This is a genomic window from Paenibacillus sp. G2S3 (assembly GCF_030123105.1).
Lineage (GTDB): Bacteria > Bacillota > Bacilli > Paenibacillales > Paenibacillaceae > Paenibacillus_AQ.
Genome location: NZ_CP126095.1, coordinates 5,034,052 through 5,048,837 on the forward strand (window position 1 = coordinate 5,034,052; position 14,786 = coordinate 5,048,837).

A 14,786-nucleotide genomic window follows, 5' to 3' on the forward strand; every position below is an offset into this window, starting at 1 on the left:
TCCAATTCCGTCCTCCTCTTATTTTTCCTAAGTATATTAAATCGCACTGCATTATGATATAAGATATACTATTTTAAGTTCCAAAAAAGGAGGAGCAGATTTGAAAATACAGAAATTACTCACCAGTCTCATCATTGTTGTGTTACTTGCTTTGGGCGGTTACTGGTATGAACAGAACGGAGATCCGGCAGCCCCCTCGTCCACATCTGATTCAGAAGTTGTTCAGCTGATCTTCCCATCAGATCGTTATCCTGAGACCGCCAAGCACATTCAGGACGCGATTGCCAAAGGGGAATCTGCCACATGCACCATTAACCGTGAGCAGGCTGAAGAGAACCGCAAAGAATCCTTAAAAGGGATCCCCACCAAAAAAGGCTACGACCGCGACGAATGGCCCATGGCCATGTGTAATGAAGGTGGCCAAGGGGCCGACATTGAATACATAACCCCAAAAGATAACCGCGGCGCAGGAAGCTGGGTTGGCAATCAATTAGAAGATTATGCGGACGGAACCCGCGTAGAATTTATGTTCAAATAATAAGCTAACGTGAACAATGCTTCAAAAGAATAGCCCCATCCGGTATACACCGGATGGGGCTACAATGTGCATTAGCTAGCTTAGAATAAGCAAGCTTTAGTGATGATAACCAGCAAGATGAAGAGTACCAGAATAGCTCCTGTTGAAGTCCAAGGGCTACACACCGGACCTACTGCTGCTGGGCTTACTACCGGACCTACGTTACATCCACAACCATGTTCAAATCCCATTTTCAATTCCTCCTAATGATTAATGACTACAGCACAAGATATGTAAAAGGGAGATAAGCCGTTTGGGCGAATTGGCAAACAAATGCTATTCACCTAATGAATTCGGTAGGCACAGTCGATAAACAGGATATACACAAAGGAGGTGCAATATGGATATAGCCGCATTATCAATAGCAATGAGCCAAGCATCCTTAGCTCAAAATGTAGGAATACAAGTCATGAATATTGCCAAAAATCAGGCTGAAACCCAGAGTCAAACGATGGTGGAAATGCTGGGCAAAAGCGTTGCTCCGAATTTAGGAAAAACACTTGATATTAGTGTTTAATTGCATTATGCTAAGGACACACAAGAACACTCGTTCTTATGTGTCCTTATATTTTTTACCCTACATAGCCCCTCGGGCTTTTCTTTTGTCTTATTATACGAACATACGATCCTATAATTGATTCTGAATGAGGTGAATGATGTGAATAACATGAAATCCTATTATCAAATGACTGCGCTGGAGAAGTGGACGGAAGATTTATACAAGCGTCTGAACCTTACTCAGCCTTCGCAAATTTCGATTGCTTATATTGCAGAACGGCTTAATATTTGGGTTCATTATTTGGATGTAAGAAGCAAGAGCATCGAAGCATCAGCGGGGATGTACACCATGTTTATCGACAACCGGCTTCCAGCCAGTCTGCAGCGGCTAGAGTTTCTCCATGAGCTCTGTCACCTGCTCCGCCATGGTACTAATCAAATATTGATGCCAGAGCATTTTACGCGGGCACAGGAGGATGAATCCGAGCGTTTTATTCTTTATGCAGCTATGCCCTACTCCATGATTTCACGAATGACATTGCCTGAACAACGAGAAGAGGCGATCAGCTATCTTGCAGCAGAATTTCAAGTGCCAAGCGAGCTGGCTTTACAGCGGATTGATCAAATTCAAAGACGTGTTTTTCAGGGGCAATTATTGGCCGTGATGGGAAGAAACGAAGAACGATTAACACATATTCAATAATGACTGCGGAGATAATAAGGGTAGTCGCAATGAAGGACCATTAATAATTATGGTGGAATTTCTCGCAAGGGGGAACGATATGGAAGCCATTAAAGTAATTGAATTATTGATGACTCATCCAGATTATAACGTAGATGCAGTACACCCCGAAATTCCGGATTTTGTTGGGATCGAGTCGATTGAAGTGGATCATGAAACGGGAACCTTCTCCATTTTATTGCAAGAACCTAAAGACGACTGAAGATGATTTGTGTAAGTTCATAATAAAAAGGCAGCAAGTATAGTATACCCAGGCAATTCTTTACCTACGCGGGTTTAACTATCGGTGGGAAATTTGCTGCCTTATTTGTAATTATAAGCTCTGTTATGCGACAAATTGAGTCAAACCAATAAGAATTAGAATGAGGAATATACCCACAAACCCCCAAATAATAAACCATAAGATTCTGAGACCTGGTAGCCTGGGACTAGTATGATTCTCCAATACCTTAATTCGCCGCTCCAACTCCTGTATTTTCTCTTCTTGTTCCGTCATCTTCATTCCTCCCTTCTAATGTGTAGTTACAAGATACAATAGATATGACATACCAGTCACAATATATTATCTTATAATATATACATTTTATCTAAATGGAGGGAATTAATGAAGAAAAGAACAAAAATATTCCTTATTACCTTCACTATTGTATATGGAGTCGCTTCTTTAGCGCTTCATACCTTCCGAAATCATAAGGGTTTGACCCAAACTATACATATAAACATATTGAGGAGACCCTCCCGTAAAGGGGAACTACTACTATAAAAACGCGATTGTCTCAGCAGTCATGATATGGCTGCTGGAGCAATCGCGTTTTTTTGATTCTAACCCTTGAAACAGTAAAAATATCATTTGAGTTAGATACTATTTTGGGCGTACTTTGCAGCTATCGGACACAGCTGACCTTATACGCAGCATAATCCCTCTTTTAGCTTACTAACGGACCCCATAGCCTCTATTGGCATAAAAAACACCAAATATATACCACTTGAGATGGAATAGCTGCACTTGAGTCCGAACCCCCGCTCCAAAAGCAATAAATTTGCAAATAACGACATCTGAGTCCGGAAGTCTCAGGAAATAAATTGTGACTCGGCAGTTGTTTATCCCAATCGCTAACAAATTTTCTCAGGAACATAATGTGACCAAATGCCGTCCTAAATGGTGTTATAGGTAAAGGGGGCATAGAATCATGCAACGATCCATGACCCGGCCGGGAAATCATGTGATAAAGAGTTACGAAATCTACGCAGATATGCTGTTCCGGATTGCTTTGGTCCATTTAGGCAGCCGCCAAGATGCCGAAGAAGCCACTCAGGATACCTTCATCAAGCTAATAGAAAAAGCGCCAAAGTTCAAAGACGCTGAACATCAGAAAGCATGGCTGATCCGGGTAATCACCAATCATTGTAAAACATTACTGGGCAGAGGCTGGCGCAAGCGCGAGGTTAAGCTAGAAAATGCTGAGCCGATTGCGGTAGACTCCCCCGAGGATTTGGCTCTACTACAGTTAGTTATGGCGATGCCTATGAAGTATAAAACCGTAATCCATCTTTATTATTACGAGGACTATCCCATCCAGGAAATCAGCAAGATTCTGCAGATTAGTCAGTCAGCTGTGAAGATGAGACTTCAACGGGGACGGCAACTGTTAAAACTGGAGCTGGAAGGAGTGGAATCACAATGAAAGAAGATCAGTTTCGAACATTATACAAGAAAGCGGTGGATTCTATGAAACCAGGTGAAGAGATGAAAAAAGATTTGATCGACAAACTGGAGCAACCGCAGGAACGGAAACGTCCACGCAAGACGGTTTATATCGCGGCAAGTATCGTCCTCGCCGCCGGGATCGGCTTGGCCGCACCTAATATATGGCAGCAGTTAAATGGCCAGAGTCCCCAAGAGCAGATTGCCCAGGTTACTCCGGGCTCAAGCAATTCTGGTACAAATGCGTCTGGAAGCATTGTCATTCCGAAGGTGGAACTGCCGGATACCAAGTCTGGAGCTATGACAGATATGATCGCCTTGGTCGTATATAAAGATAACATTTATACACAGTCTGCGACTCGAATCAACGCAGCCGATGCTGCCGCTCTGCGCGGTGACAAGCTGGGACGTACTACTGGTGGCATCGATGAATGGAGCGGCAAAGACAAGTATATTGAGTTAGCTTCTAACATCGGTGAGACAGATATCTATTCCGTGAAGGGATATGATTCCAGTTTCCTGATTATGTCCTATTCGGAAATCAACGGCGAGGTATTCGCCGAACTGTATGAGCATACAAACGGGATCACCGTAAACAGCGGCGCAGATCTATTTGGCAAGCTAAATCTTGAAGGTCGAATTACTTCCGCACAGTGGGAAAGCTTCGACAGCTGGAACAACGGACAGCAGCAGTACACACCGCTCGCTGACGGCGAGGCGCTTAAAGGCTTTCTGACGGCACTCCAAGCAGCCAAACCACTGGCAGCAGAGCCGCTTATTGAGCAAGGCATCTACGATAGCGAAGACCGCAAGGTCTTCTATCTCCAGTTGGATGACAACGCCCGGGTAGAACTGACGCTGTTCGGTCAAGGACTTGTACGCTACGGCCAGGCGCCGGTATTCTTCGAGGTCGAGTCCGGGGCATTCCAGCAGCTATGGGAAAGTATGAAACTATAAGAATGATGATCGGAAACCGAGAGTACAGCGATAGGAGCAAAGCTTGGGACAACTTTTCGGGCACCATACCCATTAGAAAAGTCTAGCTGGATACAAAAAAAAGGCGCTGCTGCAAAACCATTTCATGGCTTTGCAACAGCGCCCTTTTTGTTGTCGATTAATATATATGTTGAAGAAGAAGTGATTAGATGGGTGCAAAAAATAAAGTTATTGCTGGTGACTATGAAGGTAAAGTAATAATGTCTACTCTTGGAATTGTAAATTTGCAAACTGGTTTTTTAAAAACAATCACAATAGACAAAAACACTGTAGAGGATTAGTGGGAGGATTTCTACTCGGACCGGTTGGTTTGCTCGATGGCCTTTCAGCTAAGAATAAAGGAGTTCATATAATTGCAGTTCAGTTCAAGGATGGAAAGAAGAGTTTAATAGAGATAGACGAAAAACTTTACAAAGCTTTTTTGAAGAATTGTTTTTAGAGAAAGTACATAGTGTAAAAGAGCCGTTGTAGGTTAATCCTATGATGGCTCTTTTACATGTTCAATACCGCTATGATAACGGGACTCAAAAAAAGAACGCCCACCATGGACGTTCCTGAGATTCTTATTCGTATACAACGTTTCAGCTAGTTACGCATTTACACTTTCTGTTTTACGATCCTGTCTTGTGTGTAATGTTTTCATCGCAAATCTTGCTATCGGCTGAGCAACCAACAGTTCAATCCAAAATGCTATACCAAAGTTTCTTGGCCAGATATGAAGGAAGTTTTTAAGTGGCTCTAGACTTATTTGTTTCGTCCCAACCCATGTGCCGATAATCGATAGTAAAATAGATAACACCGTAACATTCAATAAAGTATTCAACAGCACCCTAGCATTAAATCCATCGGTTTGTCCCATGAATTTCGGCATCACTTTCCCAACAATCGGCCCAGCAACTAATCTTACGGAAAAAACTACGATCATCCACATAAACGGAATAACCTTTAGTGTATCTATATACACTTCCTTACTGAAGCCACGTTCCAACCCCACAATAATAGGGGCAATAGTGTTTACTGAAATGATTGAAATAATGAGTAAAAATAATATACCTTCTTTTCCGTTTCTGGGCAGTCTTGTGTCTCCATGCATGTTTGTCATCTCCGTGAATCATATTTCAGATGGCAGACGTATCATGAGACATATATTTTTGGCCCAAAAAAAGACCAATATCTCTACACACTGATTTAATAATTATAGCACTTTTTTTCAAATGAATGTCAGACCTCTATTTAAGATATATTAAATCCCTCTGCCCTTTAGTTCAATCATAAAGATTTATACTATCTCTGCGATAAGCGCATGGCGATAAATCTGGTATCAGTGCATCCGTTAGCAAGCTCAAAATTCCAGCCTTCCTAATTCTCTTCCTTTTGAATTTTTGTGCCTGTAGACAGCAAAAAACCTTACAAAGTAAGGTTTTTTGCTAAGTGGGCCCTGAGGGACTCGAACCCCCGACCAATCGGTTATGAGCCGACCGCTCTAACCAACTGATATAGAGGAAAGGGATAAACGCCTTAAACTCTATTCAGAAATTCTTGTTATTATTGGAATTATCTAATATTGATTAAATTGAATTAAAATGAGTTTGTGACCAAATTCGTGACCAATGTGACCCTTAGACCCTGGAGTTTGTCCTACAATCAATCTATCCAATGGCCGCGCCTTGAAATACTCATAAGTTCTGTGTGCAGCCATCCGTCGAAGATGATAGCCGTTTCAGTGGCATATCCACTTCAATCTTCCGCTGAGTAATTTCACCTGTTTTATCCAGATATATCATTTCAATTGTTTGGCCGATACTCATTCACATATGTAAAAAATCCGTCAGTTGTGCTGACGGATTAAACGATTGAGAGTTCGGCTAACATTTTATAACAAGATAGTCTTAGAAATAATTACAAGGAGAATAAACAGTACCAAGATTGCACCGGTAGATGTAAAGGCTCCTCCGATACCACCGCCATATCCACCGCCAAAGCCAGCAACATTTTCGCTCATTTCAAATTACCTCCTCTGCATTTGAGTACATCTTAGCTTATGCAATTCCCCCCATAGCGCTTGGGTAAATAGGTAATGAGATATCTATCCATTTAAAGCCCCGACTGTGGGCAAAGGTTAGAATGAGGATCTGGACCAAATCAGGCATGCTGCATAGTCCAGTATTTACAGAGTTTATCGTATAAACCTAAACTACCCCCAACGACTTAATGTTGATGGGGGCAACTTTCATTATCTTCATTACAAATCCGCAAGTATCTACTGGCAGATATCCACTATGGGTGCTGGTCATAGTGGGAGGTTTGAAACTTAAATCAAGAAAGTTTTAGATATGATTACCAACAATATAAACAGAACCAGAATTGCAGTCGTAGAAGTAAAACCTCCGCCAAACCCTCCAGCAAATTCACCCATCATAATTCCTCCTTTGTAAATTAATACTACTTAAAATATACAGGCTTTTGTAATGATGACCAACAAGATAAAGAGCACCAAGATTGCACCTGTGGATGTAAAGGCTCCACCAACAAAACGTTCAGGTTCACGTTCACGTTCTCCAATACCGCATCCGCATCCACCAACAAATTCGCCCATTCGTGAATTCCTCCTTTGTAATTGAATACAAATGTAGGATATGCCAGTTTCCTGATCGTGCTTGGGTATTGAGATATGAAATTAACCCCGCTAACCAATTAAGGTAGACGGGGTATTTGATATATTCATTTCTCAAGTAATAAACATCAGCAACCTTAACGCTCCCATTTCTGGACTGGACCCTCACAATCAATTATGCAGCCAGCTAGATCACCACGGCGTTCAAGTATATCTACCTGTGACTATGACAAAGCAGCCGAAAGGAATTCAGAGTCTGTCTTTAGGACTTTGTATATATTACTCAATATAATCACTCCTAAAAAGATAAGGTACAAAGCGCTGCTCCTAATACAATAACTCCTACGATCATCACAACAACACCTTTTCTGTTTTTCAAATAGTTATATCCACCAATAGATATGAGGGCTCCACACATCATTACAACCAACAAAGATTGTTGTTCCTCAACATCATAATCATTGAACAATAATGAAATGCCTAGAAGAATTGTTGCCGCACAAAAATGGACACCAAATTCTTTGAAGATTTTCTTCATTACAGCACTCCTATGTATTAGAATCCCTGGCCTCATTTTCTCTGCTTTATGTATTTCTTAATCAAATAAAACAATACAAATCCTAACAGTATCATTCCAAGTATGGTGATCCATAGAATCGTTTGATTCCCTACGAAAAAGTATGTATTTCTGTATTGAAAATCTTCATTGTTCATCAGTATAAAAGCTCCTTGTTCTACGAACTATCTATTTCTTCGCAACCCATCGTTTTCCAACTTTGAAGTCCTTCTTAATTACTTTATTATCCTATGAATCCAGTATAAACCTGGGCTCTGACTCAAGGATATCCTTTGCTTTATCAATCTGCCCTGACTTGAAAAAGTTTATAATTTCTATAAGGTCACTTCTACTATGTAATCTTACGGCGTTATAACTAGCAAGTTCTTCACACGCTGAGGTATATTGATTTGAGGATATTACCATGGACTTTTTAGCCCTGTAATATCTCATGGAACTATAGATCTCTTGAACAGCTCCTAACCCTACTGGATAGGAATAACGCTTTGCCTGAACGACATTTCGAACCCCCTCCCCGTCTGTAAACACTAAGTCAGATCCAAAATTTCTGCCTCCTTTCGTTTTATATGCATCACTATAACCCATGGCCAAAAATAAACGATACAGATATTCTACAAAGCCAGTTCCGTCTTCCATTCGGTCTATGTCCTGGATCGTAATCTTAAGTGGATCAATTACTATACTTTGGGGAGGGTAACTCTTCTTTCTTGATAAAACTTTGAATACAAAAACAGCAGTAACGATAACAAGAATAACCAACAAAATTATCATTTTTGTCAACCAGCAACCCCCATTAATATAAATTATTTGGAACATTATGTATATATGACTGGTAAGAAAAAGCCCTAGACTACTGTTGGTTTTTGGACTCACGTTTCCCGTTAGCGTAAGCCCTTGCTAGTCCTGAATATCATTAACTAATGAATACTTGTGTTCTTCTTCCTACTTCAATTCGTTCAGTAAATTTTCCTCCTGTATATTCTTCTATTGCCTTTTTCCAAAAGAGTTGAGCGGGCTTGTTGTTATCTATTTGGTAAACTTCCCATTTTCCCTGGTGCATATCAAATATATCTTTAGCAACCAATCTCCCTAATCCCAGCCTACGATACTTCTTCGCAATAAAAAATTCAGCAATAGAAAAATAGGCGTCATCTTCTTCCCGATTTTTTAATTTGACTAAGACAAATCCAACAATTTTCCCATTGAGACTGATTAAATATGGATAATTGGGGTCTTTAGACCAATATTCATCAATTGGATAATTACCATATTTACCGTTTGCCTCAAACTGCAACTCCATAAATTCTGAGAAATCATAAATATAGAATTGTAACAGGTTGCTGAGTATTTCTTTATGTTCCAAGGTTGCTATTTTGATTTCATAGTCCATGTTTGATACCATCCCTCTGTAGATTCAACTATCGTTTCCCGTTAGTTAAGTCCCAAAAAAAACATGTTGCGATAAATTACTTTATAGTGTCGTGCTCATAGATTTTGGTGGGTCGTCCCCATTCGAAATTATCCAAACCGATTTCTCTGAATCCATATTTCTCATAGTAACGAATATGGTCAGTCGTTATATAAACCTTCGTATATCCCAATTGCCCCACCATTTTTCTGGCATGCTCCAACAATACTGAACCTAAACCTTGCCCTCGCTCATTCTCGTCAATGAACAAAGGAGCAATCCATGGCGATAAATCTTTTCGAATTATATATTCCTGCTCAATCAATTGATAAAATCCAATTATTTTGTCGTTTTTTAATAGCAGAAATGTTAATGGCAAACCATCTTCAGCCGATAAACTCTCGTCAATTTTAGGGAGTACCACGTTCTGTACGTTTGGCCATTTTTCTTTAACATATTCAGCAAACTCTATATGACGCTCTGGACAATCTATTATAGATTTAATAGCTTGCATTAAGTCACTCCTTCATAAATACGGTTCTTGATGAATATCACCTTCAAAAAAAGGTGCTTTCAGATTACACCTTATGTTAACTGCGGGAAACGGAAAGTTTAGTTTAAGTTAAACTATACTGCCTGTTAGCTTGATGAGGCGCCCGCCAGTCTAATACATTATTTTTACAGAAATGTTTCGATAGATGATGCACAGTACGAAAACACAAGTTACTAAACGAAAAAACACCCCATCAACTTAATTGGTAGAGGGGGTGTTTTTATGAGTTCTACTCCATCGAGTAAGCTGCCAAGGCATCAGAAAATTGCATTGAATCTGAATTCCCCTCGTCATCAAACATAAAAGCTATGCAATAAATTAGCTTTGCTCTATCTTTATTTTTAATTGCTTCTTCTGCTGACTCTTGATTCAAGAACTCTTTTATCTCAGTATCATAGTAAAAATTGAGGTTGTGTTTTGTCGTTTCAACTGCATTTTTCTCTCCATACATTTTCTTTAGTTGTGCTTTTGTCATTCCAATTTCCGTACCCCGCTTCCCCCCCATAAGTTCCTTTTGATTCTGTTGGCAAATAGAGCAACACAATTTTTCCATTCCTAAAAATAGCAGATACTCCAGAGTCATAGTTTATAAACGGGAGCATGAGCTTATCTTCTTCTCCATTGCCCAACACCTTATCCACCTCTTCACGACTCATCCCATAACTCACGATTTCCTTTTCTTTGTCCAATTTAACAATAGCAAGATCTTCAGCTGAAATACTACTCTCCGTTGATCCGCAAGCAGCTAATACAACTAAAAACAACAAGGCAAGGAAACCGCGGCGCATCTTCATCATCCTTTGAATATTTTCCTGATTTTACCATGTAATAAAGAAAGAAAAAAGCCCACCAGCCGAAGCCAGCGAGCTTAATTAAATCCTTGCTTTAATCAGATACCAGAATAGCATCAAAGCTTTCTGGACCAACACGAATTGTCCCAAGCAAGTTAGACGAAACAAAAGCAGTATAAGTCAATTGCGGCGTTACTGAGGGATTAAAATCATCAGCAGAGAAAGTAATTACTTGTGGCGCCAATACACTTAGGTTAAAGGTCGATGTGGCTGAGTAAACTAATGGATCAGTAGGTAATGTTCCTCTTACAATGGTTATAGTAATCCCTAAGAAAGCCAAGGGCAGTTGTAATGATATAGTACCTTTCAAAATAACACGAGGATTGGTTGTCACTCCTTCTGATATAAGCCCTACTTGTCCGAATAACTGTGGAGTGTTTAGTAATGTAATTGGAATTGCAATAGAATTTGCATAGCTCGCATTCTGCGACGTTCTTCCATCAAGATAAGTTCCCAAATGAAAAACCTCCTTTTTATAAGATACAGTATTGTATGTCCTAAAGGGTTTTATAGTTTGGACCTTTCATCAGAGAAAAACGTTTGATTAAGAGCTTATTTACAATGAGAGAAATGAAATAGACCCCACCGACCATTTAAGGTTGACGGGGTGTTTTTTTATACACGCTTATGATGGAAGTGTTGCAACTAAGAGCTTAACTATTGCTCAAGGACATAATAATTGGAATCCAGCATACTTTATTACCGAGCAAGGTACAAATAATCCTGGATATATTACAGGTGGATATGCATATGGCTGGGCAAAATGGAAAATGTCATCTACAGGCACTGTAGGAGCTCTTAGCAGTACTTAGACTGTAGATATTAAGGGAAGCAATGCTAACCATGTTTATAGAAAATTAACTACTGATAAAATTAATGGAAATGGTTATGATTGGACACAAATTCAACTATTAATTTAGCATGTAGTAGTATATTAATAACATTTATGTATCAAGGCTCAGAAGTTCTCTACAACTGAGCCTTGATTTTTATAATCATACAGACAAAAAATAATCAATAAGACTATAAAGTCATTAATATGATTATACTAATTATACAAATTATACAAGTCTGAAACAATTTTTATAGATATTATCAATAATTTCAGACTCTCCTAGTGATAATAACCTTCTTGCTGGCTGCGTCATAGATGACTGTAGCCCCTAATGCCTCTGCTACAGCTCGTGTCGGTGTATAAGTAGTGCCTCTACCATCCCGATTACATGACCATCAATGATTGCTTGGATAACCACATCTTTTTTAAGTTTGGCAGCGTCAGTGGCCACATCCAAAAATAAATTTTCCGTTAGCACTGCTGGCATGTTGCTCTCTCGTACCATGTGCAGAATATCTACCTTCTTACCCCGATTTATCACACCAACAGCAACCTTATTGAGCGTATCCATATTTTCTGTGTGCAGGACGTTTTGCAGTGCTACCGATGCGGTTGAGGCTTTTGTATATCTATACGTCTCAAAACCGCCAGAGCCACCCCCAGCGTTACTATGGATTGAAACCAGGATATCAGCGCCTGCTTTGTTGGCTAGATTTGTACGCTCTTTTAATTCCAGAAATACATCAGTGCTACGGGATAGCAACACCTGAACTCCATCATAATTTGTCTACATAAAATCGCCTGCAGCACACTGCCCACATTTAATCAATTAGTCAGTACAACTAGGATGATTGCGGCTAAAGTAACTGCGTAAATAATTGTCCAATCAGGTACCTTTGGAGTTTGTTTAAGGATATACCCAAGACTGAGTAATTTGTTTTAAATGATAAGCTGCTGCTATAAGGCTATATAAAGCTAAAATGAATTACTGAAGGTATGGACGTACTTGTACGTAAAGCAGGTATCAAAAAAATTAGTTTTCATGATCAGCGACATACACATACATCATTCTTATTATAGTTCTCGTTAGCAAATCCGTTGGCAATCTCAAAAACCTGGCCATTCCATTCTATTTTCTTAATATTTCTAAACCTACAGACAGCAAAAAACCCTTACAAAGTAAGGGTTTTTGATAAGTGGGCCCTGAGGGACTCGAACCCCCGACCAATCGGTTATGAGCCGACCGCTCTAACCAACTGAGCTAAGGGCCCGGATCTAAAAATATCCGAATGTACAATTGCTGTTGTAAATAAATTGGTTGCGGGGGCAGGATTTGAACCTGCGGCCTTCGGGTTATGAGCCCGACGAGCTACCGGGCTGCTCCACCCCGCGTCAGAAAAAATATTCAAACAGCGACAATAAATAATATACAGTACAAATTGGGTCTACGTCAAGGAAGAATTTATAAAAGTTCTCAAGGCAGAAATCTAACCCCGTACCTTCCTTTGCGGGATCGATAAATTTCTACAAAACGTGGATCATGATATCCGTAAATCCAGCCATCTTGCTCCAATCTTTTAGCCAAACAACCTGCTTGAAATCTGGTCCTGAACAGTTTCGCGAAGTATATCCAATTCATGATGCCCTCTTCTCCTTTTCGCAAATTTATGATACACCGCTCTGAACTTATCATGCCCAAGTTCCACAAAATAAGCCACCAGAAAACTGGTGGCTAGGGGCATATTCCAGAGTCATTCACCGATCGAGTCGAAATAGACCGTGGGATCTTTTTCAAGTGTATCCAGCATGGTATTCCCTTGCTTCTCCCAAGCTTTGAGTGCATTCTCGACGGTTTTCTTACCCTGATAAACATCAATGAATAGTTGACGTCCAACATCGCTAATTCGGCTAATCCCAGGCTTCTGCATCTGTAAATTGATCAATAAAGGATCCGTTGCAGGTAAAGGCTTAAGCGTATAAAAAGCTTCCAAATTTACAGAAGGGGTTTGAGCGGTAATATAATCCTTACGGGAAGTCAGTTCACTCTTGTTATGGGCTTTAATTTTCGCAACCTCATTACTGTTGACGAACTTAATCAAATCCCAGGCATCTTCCTTATTAGTAGCCATAGAATTAATAGCCATCATATTACCAAGCCATGTTCCAATGGCAACATCCGGTTTTTCCTGAAAGGTAGGTACAGTAACCACGCCCCATTTGATGGGACTGTAATTTTTGATCTTAGCAGCATTACGGGCCACTCCCGCCAGTTCATTGAGATAACCATATTCTCCAACGACCATTGCTGCTTTTCCTGTGAGGAACAGATCGCCTTGGATTGGACTGTAGGTATTCCCTTCTGTTCCTGCAAAATCCAGCCCATTTAACTCAGGTACAATTTGTTTCTTAACCAACTGGCTGTAAGTAGTCCAAGCCTGATTCCACTGTGCAGTATTTACAGTCATGTGCTGACCCTTATTATCGTACATCGTAAGTTCTAGTGGTGCGACATAGCTCTGCATATCCCAAAATGGATCACTTAAGTAACGGTTCATTGAGAACCCGTATATCCGAGTTTCTTTATTAGATGACTTCTTCGTCACCTTATCTGCCAGCGTAAACAGTTCATTCCAAGTCATCTTATCCGTCGGATAGCCCACACCAGCAGCATCAAAGATTCCCTTGTTATAAAAAAGCGCACTAGACGAGAAGATCGGCGCCAACGCATAAAGACTTCCTCTACCCAGCTCACGAACTCCATTCAGCATTGTAGGCGCCATATTGCTTAAATCATACTGATCACGCGCTATAAGCGGCTCCAGCGATTGAACAAGATTATGATCCACCAAACTCTTCACTAATGCGCTATCACCGACGATCACATCAACAGGCTTATCCCCGCCCATAATCGCTCGGATATTTTCCAAATTATCAGAACTTGCGTCTGAGGAGGTGTTATTGTACCGAAGGTCATTCGTATCTATAGCCGGAATGATCTCCAATTTGATTTCTGGATGCTGCAATTCATACATATCCGTAAACTGCTGACGAAAAAACGAATCGTCCTCTCCAGACCATAGACTCCCAATACGCAATACACGTTGCTCCACTGGAGCTTTAGAAGCCTCAGCCCAAACCGTATTCCACCCATCTGATATTAGTGGTAGTAACAGCGCAGCGCACAACCCAAAGCTTAACCAGCGGCGCCACAGCCGTTTATTGTTGTTTATATGATTCATTATAATATCCTCCCATAAAATACTTGATTCCTCTACATCTTATGGATAAATAATCCATAACCTAGTAACAGTATAAAGCTTTAATCAAGAAGGGAAGTTACAGGACGTTTAAAGTTATACTACGATTTCTTCATATTATTCTCATAAAAATGTTACTAGGAGCTTATGCAAAGACACGATCTCCACTTTCC

Annotated in this window: 24 protein-coding genes, 2 tRNA genes and 1 pseudogene; 7 read left to right on the plus strand and 20 right to left on the minus strand. The window is 40.2% G+C overall.

The annotated features are described in order from the left end of the window. Window positions 1-106: 106 nt before the first annotated feature. The gene (locus QNH28_RS22110) at window positions 107-538 is read left to right on the plus strand and encodes a NucA/NucB deoxyribonuclease domain-containing protein (RefSeq protein ID WP_283912235.1); all 432 of its coding nucleotides are present in this window, start codon (window positions 107-109) and stop codon (window positions 536-538) included. A gap of 80 nt (window positions 539-618) precedes the next feature. On the opposite strand, the gene QNH28_RS22115 is transcribed toward QNH28_RS22110, so the two are convergent. Continuing rightward, complete coding sequence (locus QNH28_RS22115; RefSeq protein ID WP_179281775.1) at window positions 619-768, minus strand: hypothetical protein; 150 nt, start codon at window positions 766-768, stop codon at window positions 619-621. 149 nt (window positions 769-917) lie between these two features. Here QNH28_RS22115 and QNH28_RS22120 point away from each other — a divergent pair, with 149 nt between their 5' ends. The 3 genes from QNH28_RS22120 to QNH28_RS22130 all read left to right on the plus strand — a co-directional run bounded on the left by QNH28_RS22120 (window position 918) and on the right by QNH28_RS22130 (window position 2,019). Continuing rightward, window positions 918-1,094 carry a YjfB family protein gene (locus QNH28_RS22120; protein ID WP_283908573.1) on the plus strand — a complete coding sequence of 59 codons (177 nt, stop codon included), beginning with the start codon at window positions 918-920 and terminating at the stop codon, window positions 1,092-1,094. A gap of 150 nt (window positions 1,095-1,244) precedes the next feature. After that, complete coding sequence (locus QNH28_RS22125) at window positions 1,245-1,778, plus strand: ImmA/IrrE family metallo-endopeptidase (RefSeq protein ID WP_283912236.1); 534 nt, start codon at window positions 1,245-1,247, stop codon at window positions 1,776-1,778. 79 nt (window positions 1,779-1,857) lie between these two features. Continuing rightward, window positions 1,858-2,019, plus strand: a complete 162-nt coding sequence (locus QNH28_RS22130) for a hypothetical protein (protein ID WP_170880221.1) — start codon at window positions 1,858-1,860, stop codon at window positions 2,017-2,019. 123 nt (window positions 2,020-2,142) lie between these two features. On the opposite strand, the gene QNH28_RS22135 is transcribed toward QNH28_RS22130, so the two are convergent. After that, complete coding sequence (locus QNH28_RS22135) at window positions 2,143-2,313, minus strand: hypothetical protein (protein WP_283908574.1); 171 nt, start codon at window positions 2,311-2,313, stop codon at window positions 2,143-2,145. A gap of 694 nt (window positions 2,314-3,007) precedes the next feature. Here QNH28_RS22135 and QNH28_RS22140 point away from each other — a divergent pair. The 3 genes from QNH28_RS22140 (at window position 3,008) to QNH28_RS22150 (ending at window position 4,799) form a co-directional block, all read left to right on the plus strand. Beyond that, complete coding sequence (locus QNH28_RS22140; protein WP_283908575.1) at window positions 3,008-3,502, plus strand: RNA polymerase sigma factor; 495 nt, start codon at window positions 3,008-3,010, stop codon at window positions 3,500-3,502. Further along, on the plus strand, window positions 3,499-4,479 hold the full coding sequence (locus QNH28_RS22145; protein ID WP_283908576.1) for a hypothetical protein: 981 nt from the start codon (window positions 3,499-3,501) through the stop codon (window positions 4,477-4,479). Before QNH28_RS22140 ends, QNH28_RS22145 begins: the two co-directional genes overlap by 4 nt. A gap of 188 nt (window positions 4,480-4,667) precedes the next feature. Continuing rightward, entirely contained in the window at window positions 4,668-4,799 is a 132-nt protein-coding gene (locus QNH28_RS22150; RefSeq protein WP_283908577.1) for a hypothetical protein, read from the plus strand. A gap of 308 nt (window positions 4,800-5,107) precedes the next feature. Here the strand turns inward: QNH28_RS22150 and QNH28_RS22155 are convergent, their stop codons facing one another. The 18 genes and pseudogenes from QNH28_RS22155 to QNH28_RS22235 all read right to left on the minus strand — a co-directional run bounded on the left by QNH28_RS22155 (window position 5,108) and on the right by QNH28_RS22235 (window position 14,595). Continuing rightward, window positions 5,108-5,611 carry a DUF2798 domain-containing protein gene (locus tag QNH28_RS22155; protein ID WP_076284742.1) on the minus strand — a complete coding sequence of 168 codons (504 nt, stop codon included), beginning with the start codon at window positions 5,609-5,611 and terminating at the stop codon, window positions 5,108-5,110. 583 nt (window positions 5,612-6,194) lie between these two features. Continuing rightward, window positions 6,195-6,326 (minus strand): hypothetical protein, encoded by a 132-nt coding sequence (locus tag QNH28_RS22160; RefSeq protein ID WP_283908578.1) that lies wholly within the window; start codon window positions 6,324-6,326, stop codon window positions 6,195-6,197. Window positions 6,327-6,391: 65 nt separating this feature from the next. Further along, the gene (locus tag QNH28_RS22165) at window positions 6,392-6,520 is read right to left on the minus strand and encodes a YjcZ family sporulation protein (RefSeq protein WP_283908579.1); all 129 of its coding nucleotides are present in this window, start codon (window positions 6,518-6,520) and stop codon (window positions 6,392-6,394) included. A gap of 309 nt (window positions 6,521-6,829) precedes the next feature. Further along, window positions 6,830-6,934, minus strand: coding sequence for a YjcZ family sporulation protein (locus QNH28_RS22170; protein ID WP_231573505.1), 105 nt, complete (start codon window positions 6,932-6,934; stop codon window positions 6,830-6,832). Window positions 6,935-6,964: 30 nt separating this feature from the next. Then, on the minus strand, window positions 6,965-7,114 hold the full coding sequence (locus QNH28_RS22175; RefSeq protein ID WP_283908580.1) for a hypothetical protein: 150 nt from the start codon (window positions 7,112-7,114) through the stop codon (window positions 6,965-6,967). Between the two features lie 316 nt (window positions 7,115-7,430). Then, the gene (locus QNH28_RS22180) at window positions 7,431-7,670 is read right to left on the minus strand and encodes a hypothetical protein (RefSeq protein WP_283908581.1); all 240 of its coding nucleotides are present in this window, start codon (window positions 7,668-7,670) and stop codon (window positions 7,431-7,433) included. 267 nt (window positions 7,671-7,937) lie between these two features. Next, window positions 7,938-8,480 (minus strand): restriction endonuclease, encoded by a 543-nt coding sequence (locus QNH28_RS22185; RefSeq protein ID WP_283912237.1) that lies wholly within the window; start codon window positions 8,478-8,480, stop codon window positions 7,938-7,940. Between the two features lie 142 nt (window positions 8,481-8,622). Further along, window positions 8,623-9,099, minus strand: coding sequence for a GNAT family N-acetyltransferase (locus QNH28_RS22190; protein WP_042190793.1), 477 nt, complete (start codon window positions 9,097-9,099; stop codon window positions 8,623-8,625). Between the two features lie 76 nt (window positions 9,100-9,175). Next, a complete protein-coding gene (locus tag QNH28_RS22195) occupies window positions 9,176-9,631 on the minus strand; it encodes a GNAT family N-acetyltransferase (RefSeq protein ID WP_283908582.1) in 456 nt (151 codons plus the stop codon). 268 nt (window positions 9,632-9,899) lie between these two features. After that, a complete protein-coding gene (locus QNH28_RS22200; protein ID WP_283908583.1) occupies window positions 9,900-10,145 on the minus strand; it encodes a hypothetical protein in 246 nt (81 codons plus the stop codon). Beyond that, complete coding sequence (locus QNH28_RS22205; protein ID WP_283908584.1) at window positions 10,096-10,467, minus strand: hypothetical protein; 372 nt, start codon at window positions 10,465-10,467, stop codon at window positions 10,096-10,098. Before QNH28_RS22205 ends, QNH28_RS22200 begins: the two co-directional genes overlap by 50 nt. Before the next feature lie 88 nt (window positions 10,468-10,555). Continuing rightward, the gene (locus tag QNH28_RS22210; protein WP_283908585.1) at window positions 10,556-10,978 is read right to left on the minus strand and encodes a hypothetical protein; all 423 of its coding nucleotides are present in this window, start codon (window positions 10,976-10,978) and stop codon (window positions 10,556-10,558) included. Between the two features lie 647 nt (window positions 10,979-11,625). Next, window positions 11,626-11,685 (minus strand): annotated as a pseudogene (locus tag QNH28_RS29660) (hypothetical protein); the annotation flags it as partial. An 11-nt stretch (window positions 11,686-11,696) separates the two neighbouring features. Then, on the minus strand, window positions 11,697-12,119 hold the full coding sequence (locus QNH28_RS22215; RefSeq protein WP_283908586.1) for an N-acetylmuramoyl-L-alanine amidase: 423 nt from the start codon (window positions 12,117-12,119) through the stop codon (window positions 11,697-11,699). Window positions 12,120-12,553: 434 nt separating this feature from the next. Beyond that, window positions 12,554-12,627: transfer RNA gene (locus QNH28_RS22220), tRNA-Ile, on the minus strand. Between the two features lie 44 nt (window positions 12,628-12,671). Then, window positions 12,672-12,748, minus strand: a tRNA-Met gene (locus tag QNH28_RS22225). Window positions 12,749-12,830: 82 nt separating this feature from the next. Beyond that, a complete protein-coding gene (locus QNH28_RS22230) occupies window positions 12,831-12,995 on the minus strand; it encodes a hypothetical protein (protein ID WP_019909365.1) in 165 nt (54 codons plus the stop codon). Between the two features lie 112 nt (window positions 12,996-13,107). Continuing rightward, entirely contained in the window at window positions 13,108-14,595 is a 1,488-nt protein-coding gene (locus QNH28_RS22235) for an ABC transporter substrate-binding protein (RefSeq protein ID WP_283908587.1), read from the minus strand. Window positions 14,596-14,786: the final 191 nt, after the last annotated feature.

Coding starts and splice junctions, on each gene's coding strand:
- QNH28_RS22200 (WP_283908583.1), bottom strand. CDS start 10,145: ATGACAAAAGCACAACTAAAGAAAATGTATGGAGAGAAAAATGCAGTT.
- QNH28_RS22115 (WP_179281775.1), bottom strand. CDS start 768: ATGGGATTTGAACATGGTTGTGGATGTAACGTAGGTCCGGTAGTAAGC.
- QNH28_RS22195 (WP_283908582.1), bottom strand. CDS start 9,631: ATGCAAGCTATTAAATCTATAATAGATTGTCCAGAGCGTCATATAGAG.
- QNH28_RS22150 (WP_283908577.1), top strand. CDS start 4,668: ATGGGTGCAAAAAATAAAGTTATTGCTGGTGACTATGAAGGTAAAGTA.
- QNH28_RS22155 (WP_076284742.1), bottom strand. CDS start 5,611: ATGCATGGAGACACAAGACTGCCCAGAAACGGAAAAGAAGGTATATTA.
- QNH28_RS22145 (WP_283908576.1), top strand. CDS start 3,499: ATGAAAGAAGATCAGTTTCGAACATTATACAAGAAAGCGGTGGATTCT.
- QNH28_RS22160 (WP_283908578.1), bottom strand. CDS start 6,326: ATGAGTATCGGCCAAACAATTGAAATGATATATCTGGATAAAACAGGT.
- QNH28_RS22205 (WP_283908584.1), bottom strand. CDS start 10,467: ATGATGAAGATGCGCCGCGGTTTCCTTGCCTTGTTGTTTTTAGTTGTA.
- QNH28_RS22170 (WP_231573505.1), bottom strand. CDS start 6,934: ATGGGTGAATTTGCTGGAGGGTTTGGCGGAGGTTTTACTTCTACGACT.
- QNH28_RS22190 (WP_042190793.1), bottom strand. CDS start 9,099: ATGGACTATGAAATCAAAATAGCAACCTTGGAACATAAAGAAATACTC.
- QNH28_RS22165 (WP_283908579.1), bottom strand. CDS start 6,520: ATGAGCGAAAATGTTGCTGGCTTTGGCGGTGGATATGGCGGTGGTATC.
- QNH28_RS22185 (WP_283912237.1), bottom strand. CDS start 8,480: ATGATAATTTTGTTGGTTATTCTTGTTATCGTTACTGCTGTTTTTGTA.
- QNH28_RS22130 (WP_170880221.1), top strand. CDS start 1,858: ATGGAAGCCATTAAAGTAATTGAATTATTGATGACTCATCCAGATTAT.
- QNH28_RS22125 (WP_283912236.1), top strand. CDS start 1,245: ATGAAATCCTATTATCAAATGACTGCGCTGGAGAAGTGGACGGAAGAT.
- QNH28_RS22140 (WP_283908575.1), top strand. CDS start 3,008: ATGCAACGATCCATGACCCGGCCGGGAAATCATGTGATAAAGAGTTAC.
- QNH28_RS22230 (WP_019909365.1), bottom strand. CDS start 12,995: ATGAATTGGATATACTTCGCGAAACTGTTCAGGACCAGATTTCAAGCA.
- QNH28_RS22120 (WP_283908573.1), top strand. CDS start 918: ATGGATATAGCCGCATTATCAATAGCAATGAGCCAAGCATCCTTAGCT.
- QNH28_RS22135 (WP_283908574.1), bottom strand. CDS start 2,313: ATGACGGAACAAGAAGAGAAAATACAGGAGTTGGAGCGGCGAATTAAG.
- QNH28_RS22235 (WP_283908587.1), bottom strand. CDS start 14,595: ATGAATCATATAAACAACAATAAACGGCTGTGGCGCCGCTGGTTAAGC.
- QNH28_RS22180 (WP_283908581.1), bottom strand. CDS start 7,670: ATGAAGAAAATCTTCAAAGAATTTGGTGTCCATTTTTGTGCGGCAACA.
- QNH28_RS22175 (WP_283908580.1), bottom strand. CDS start 7,114: ATGGGCGAATTTGTTGGTGGATGCGGATGCGGTATTGGAGAACGTGAA.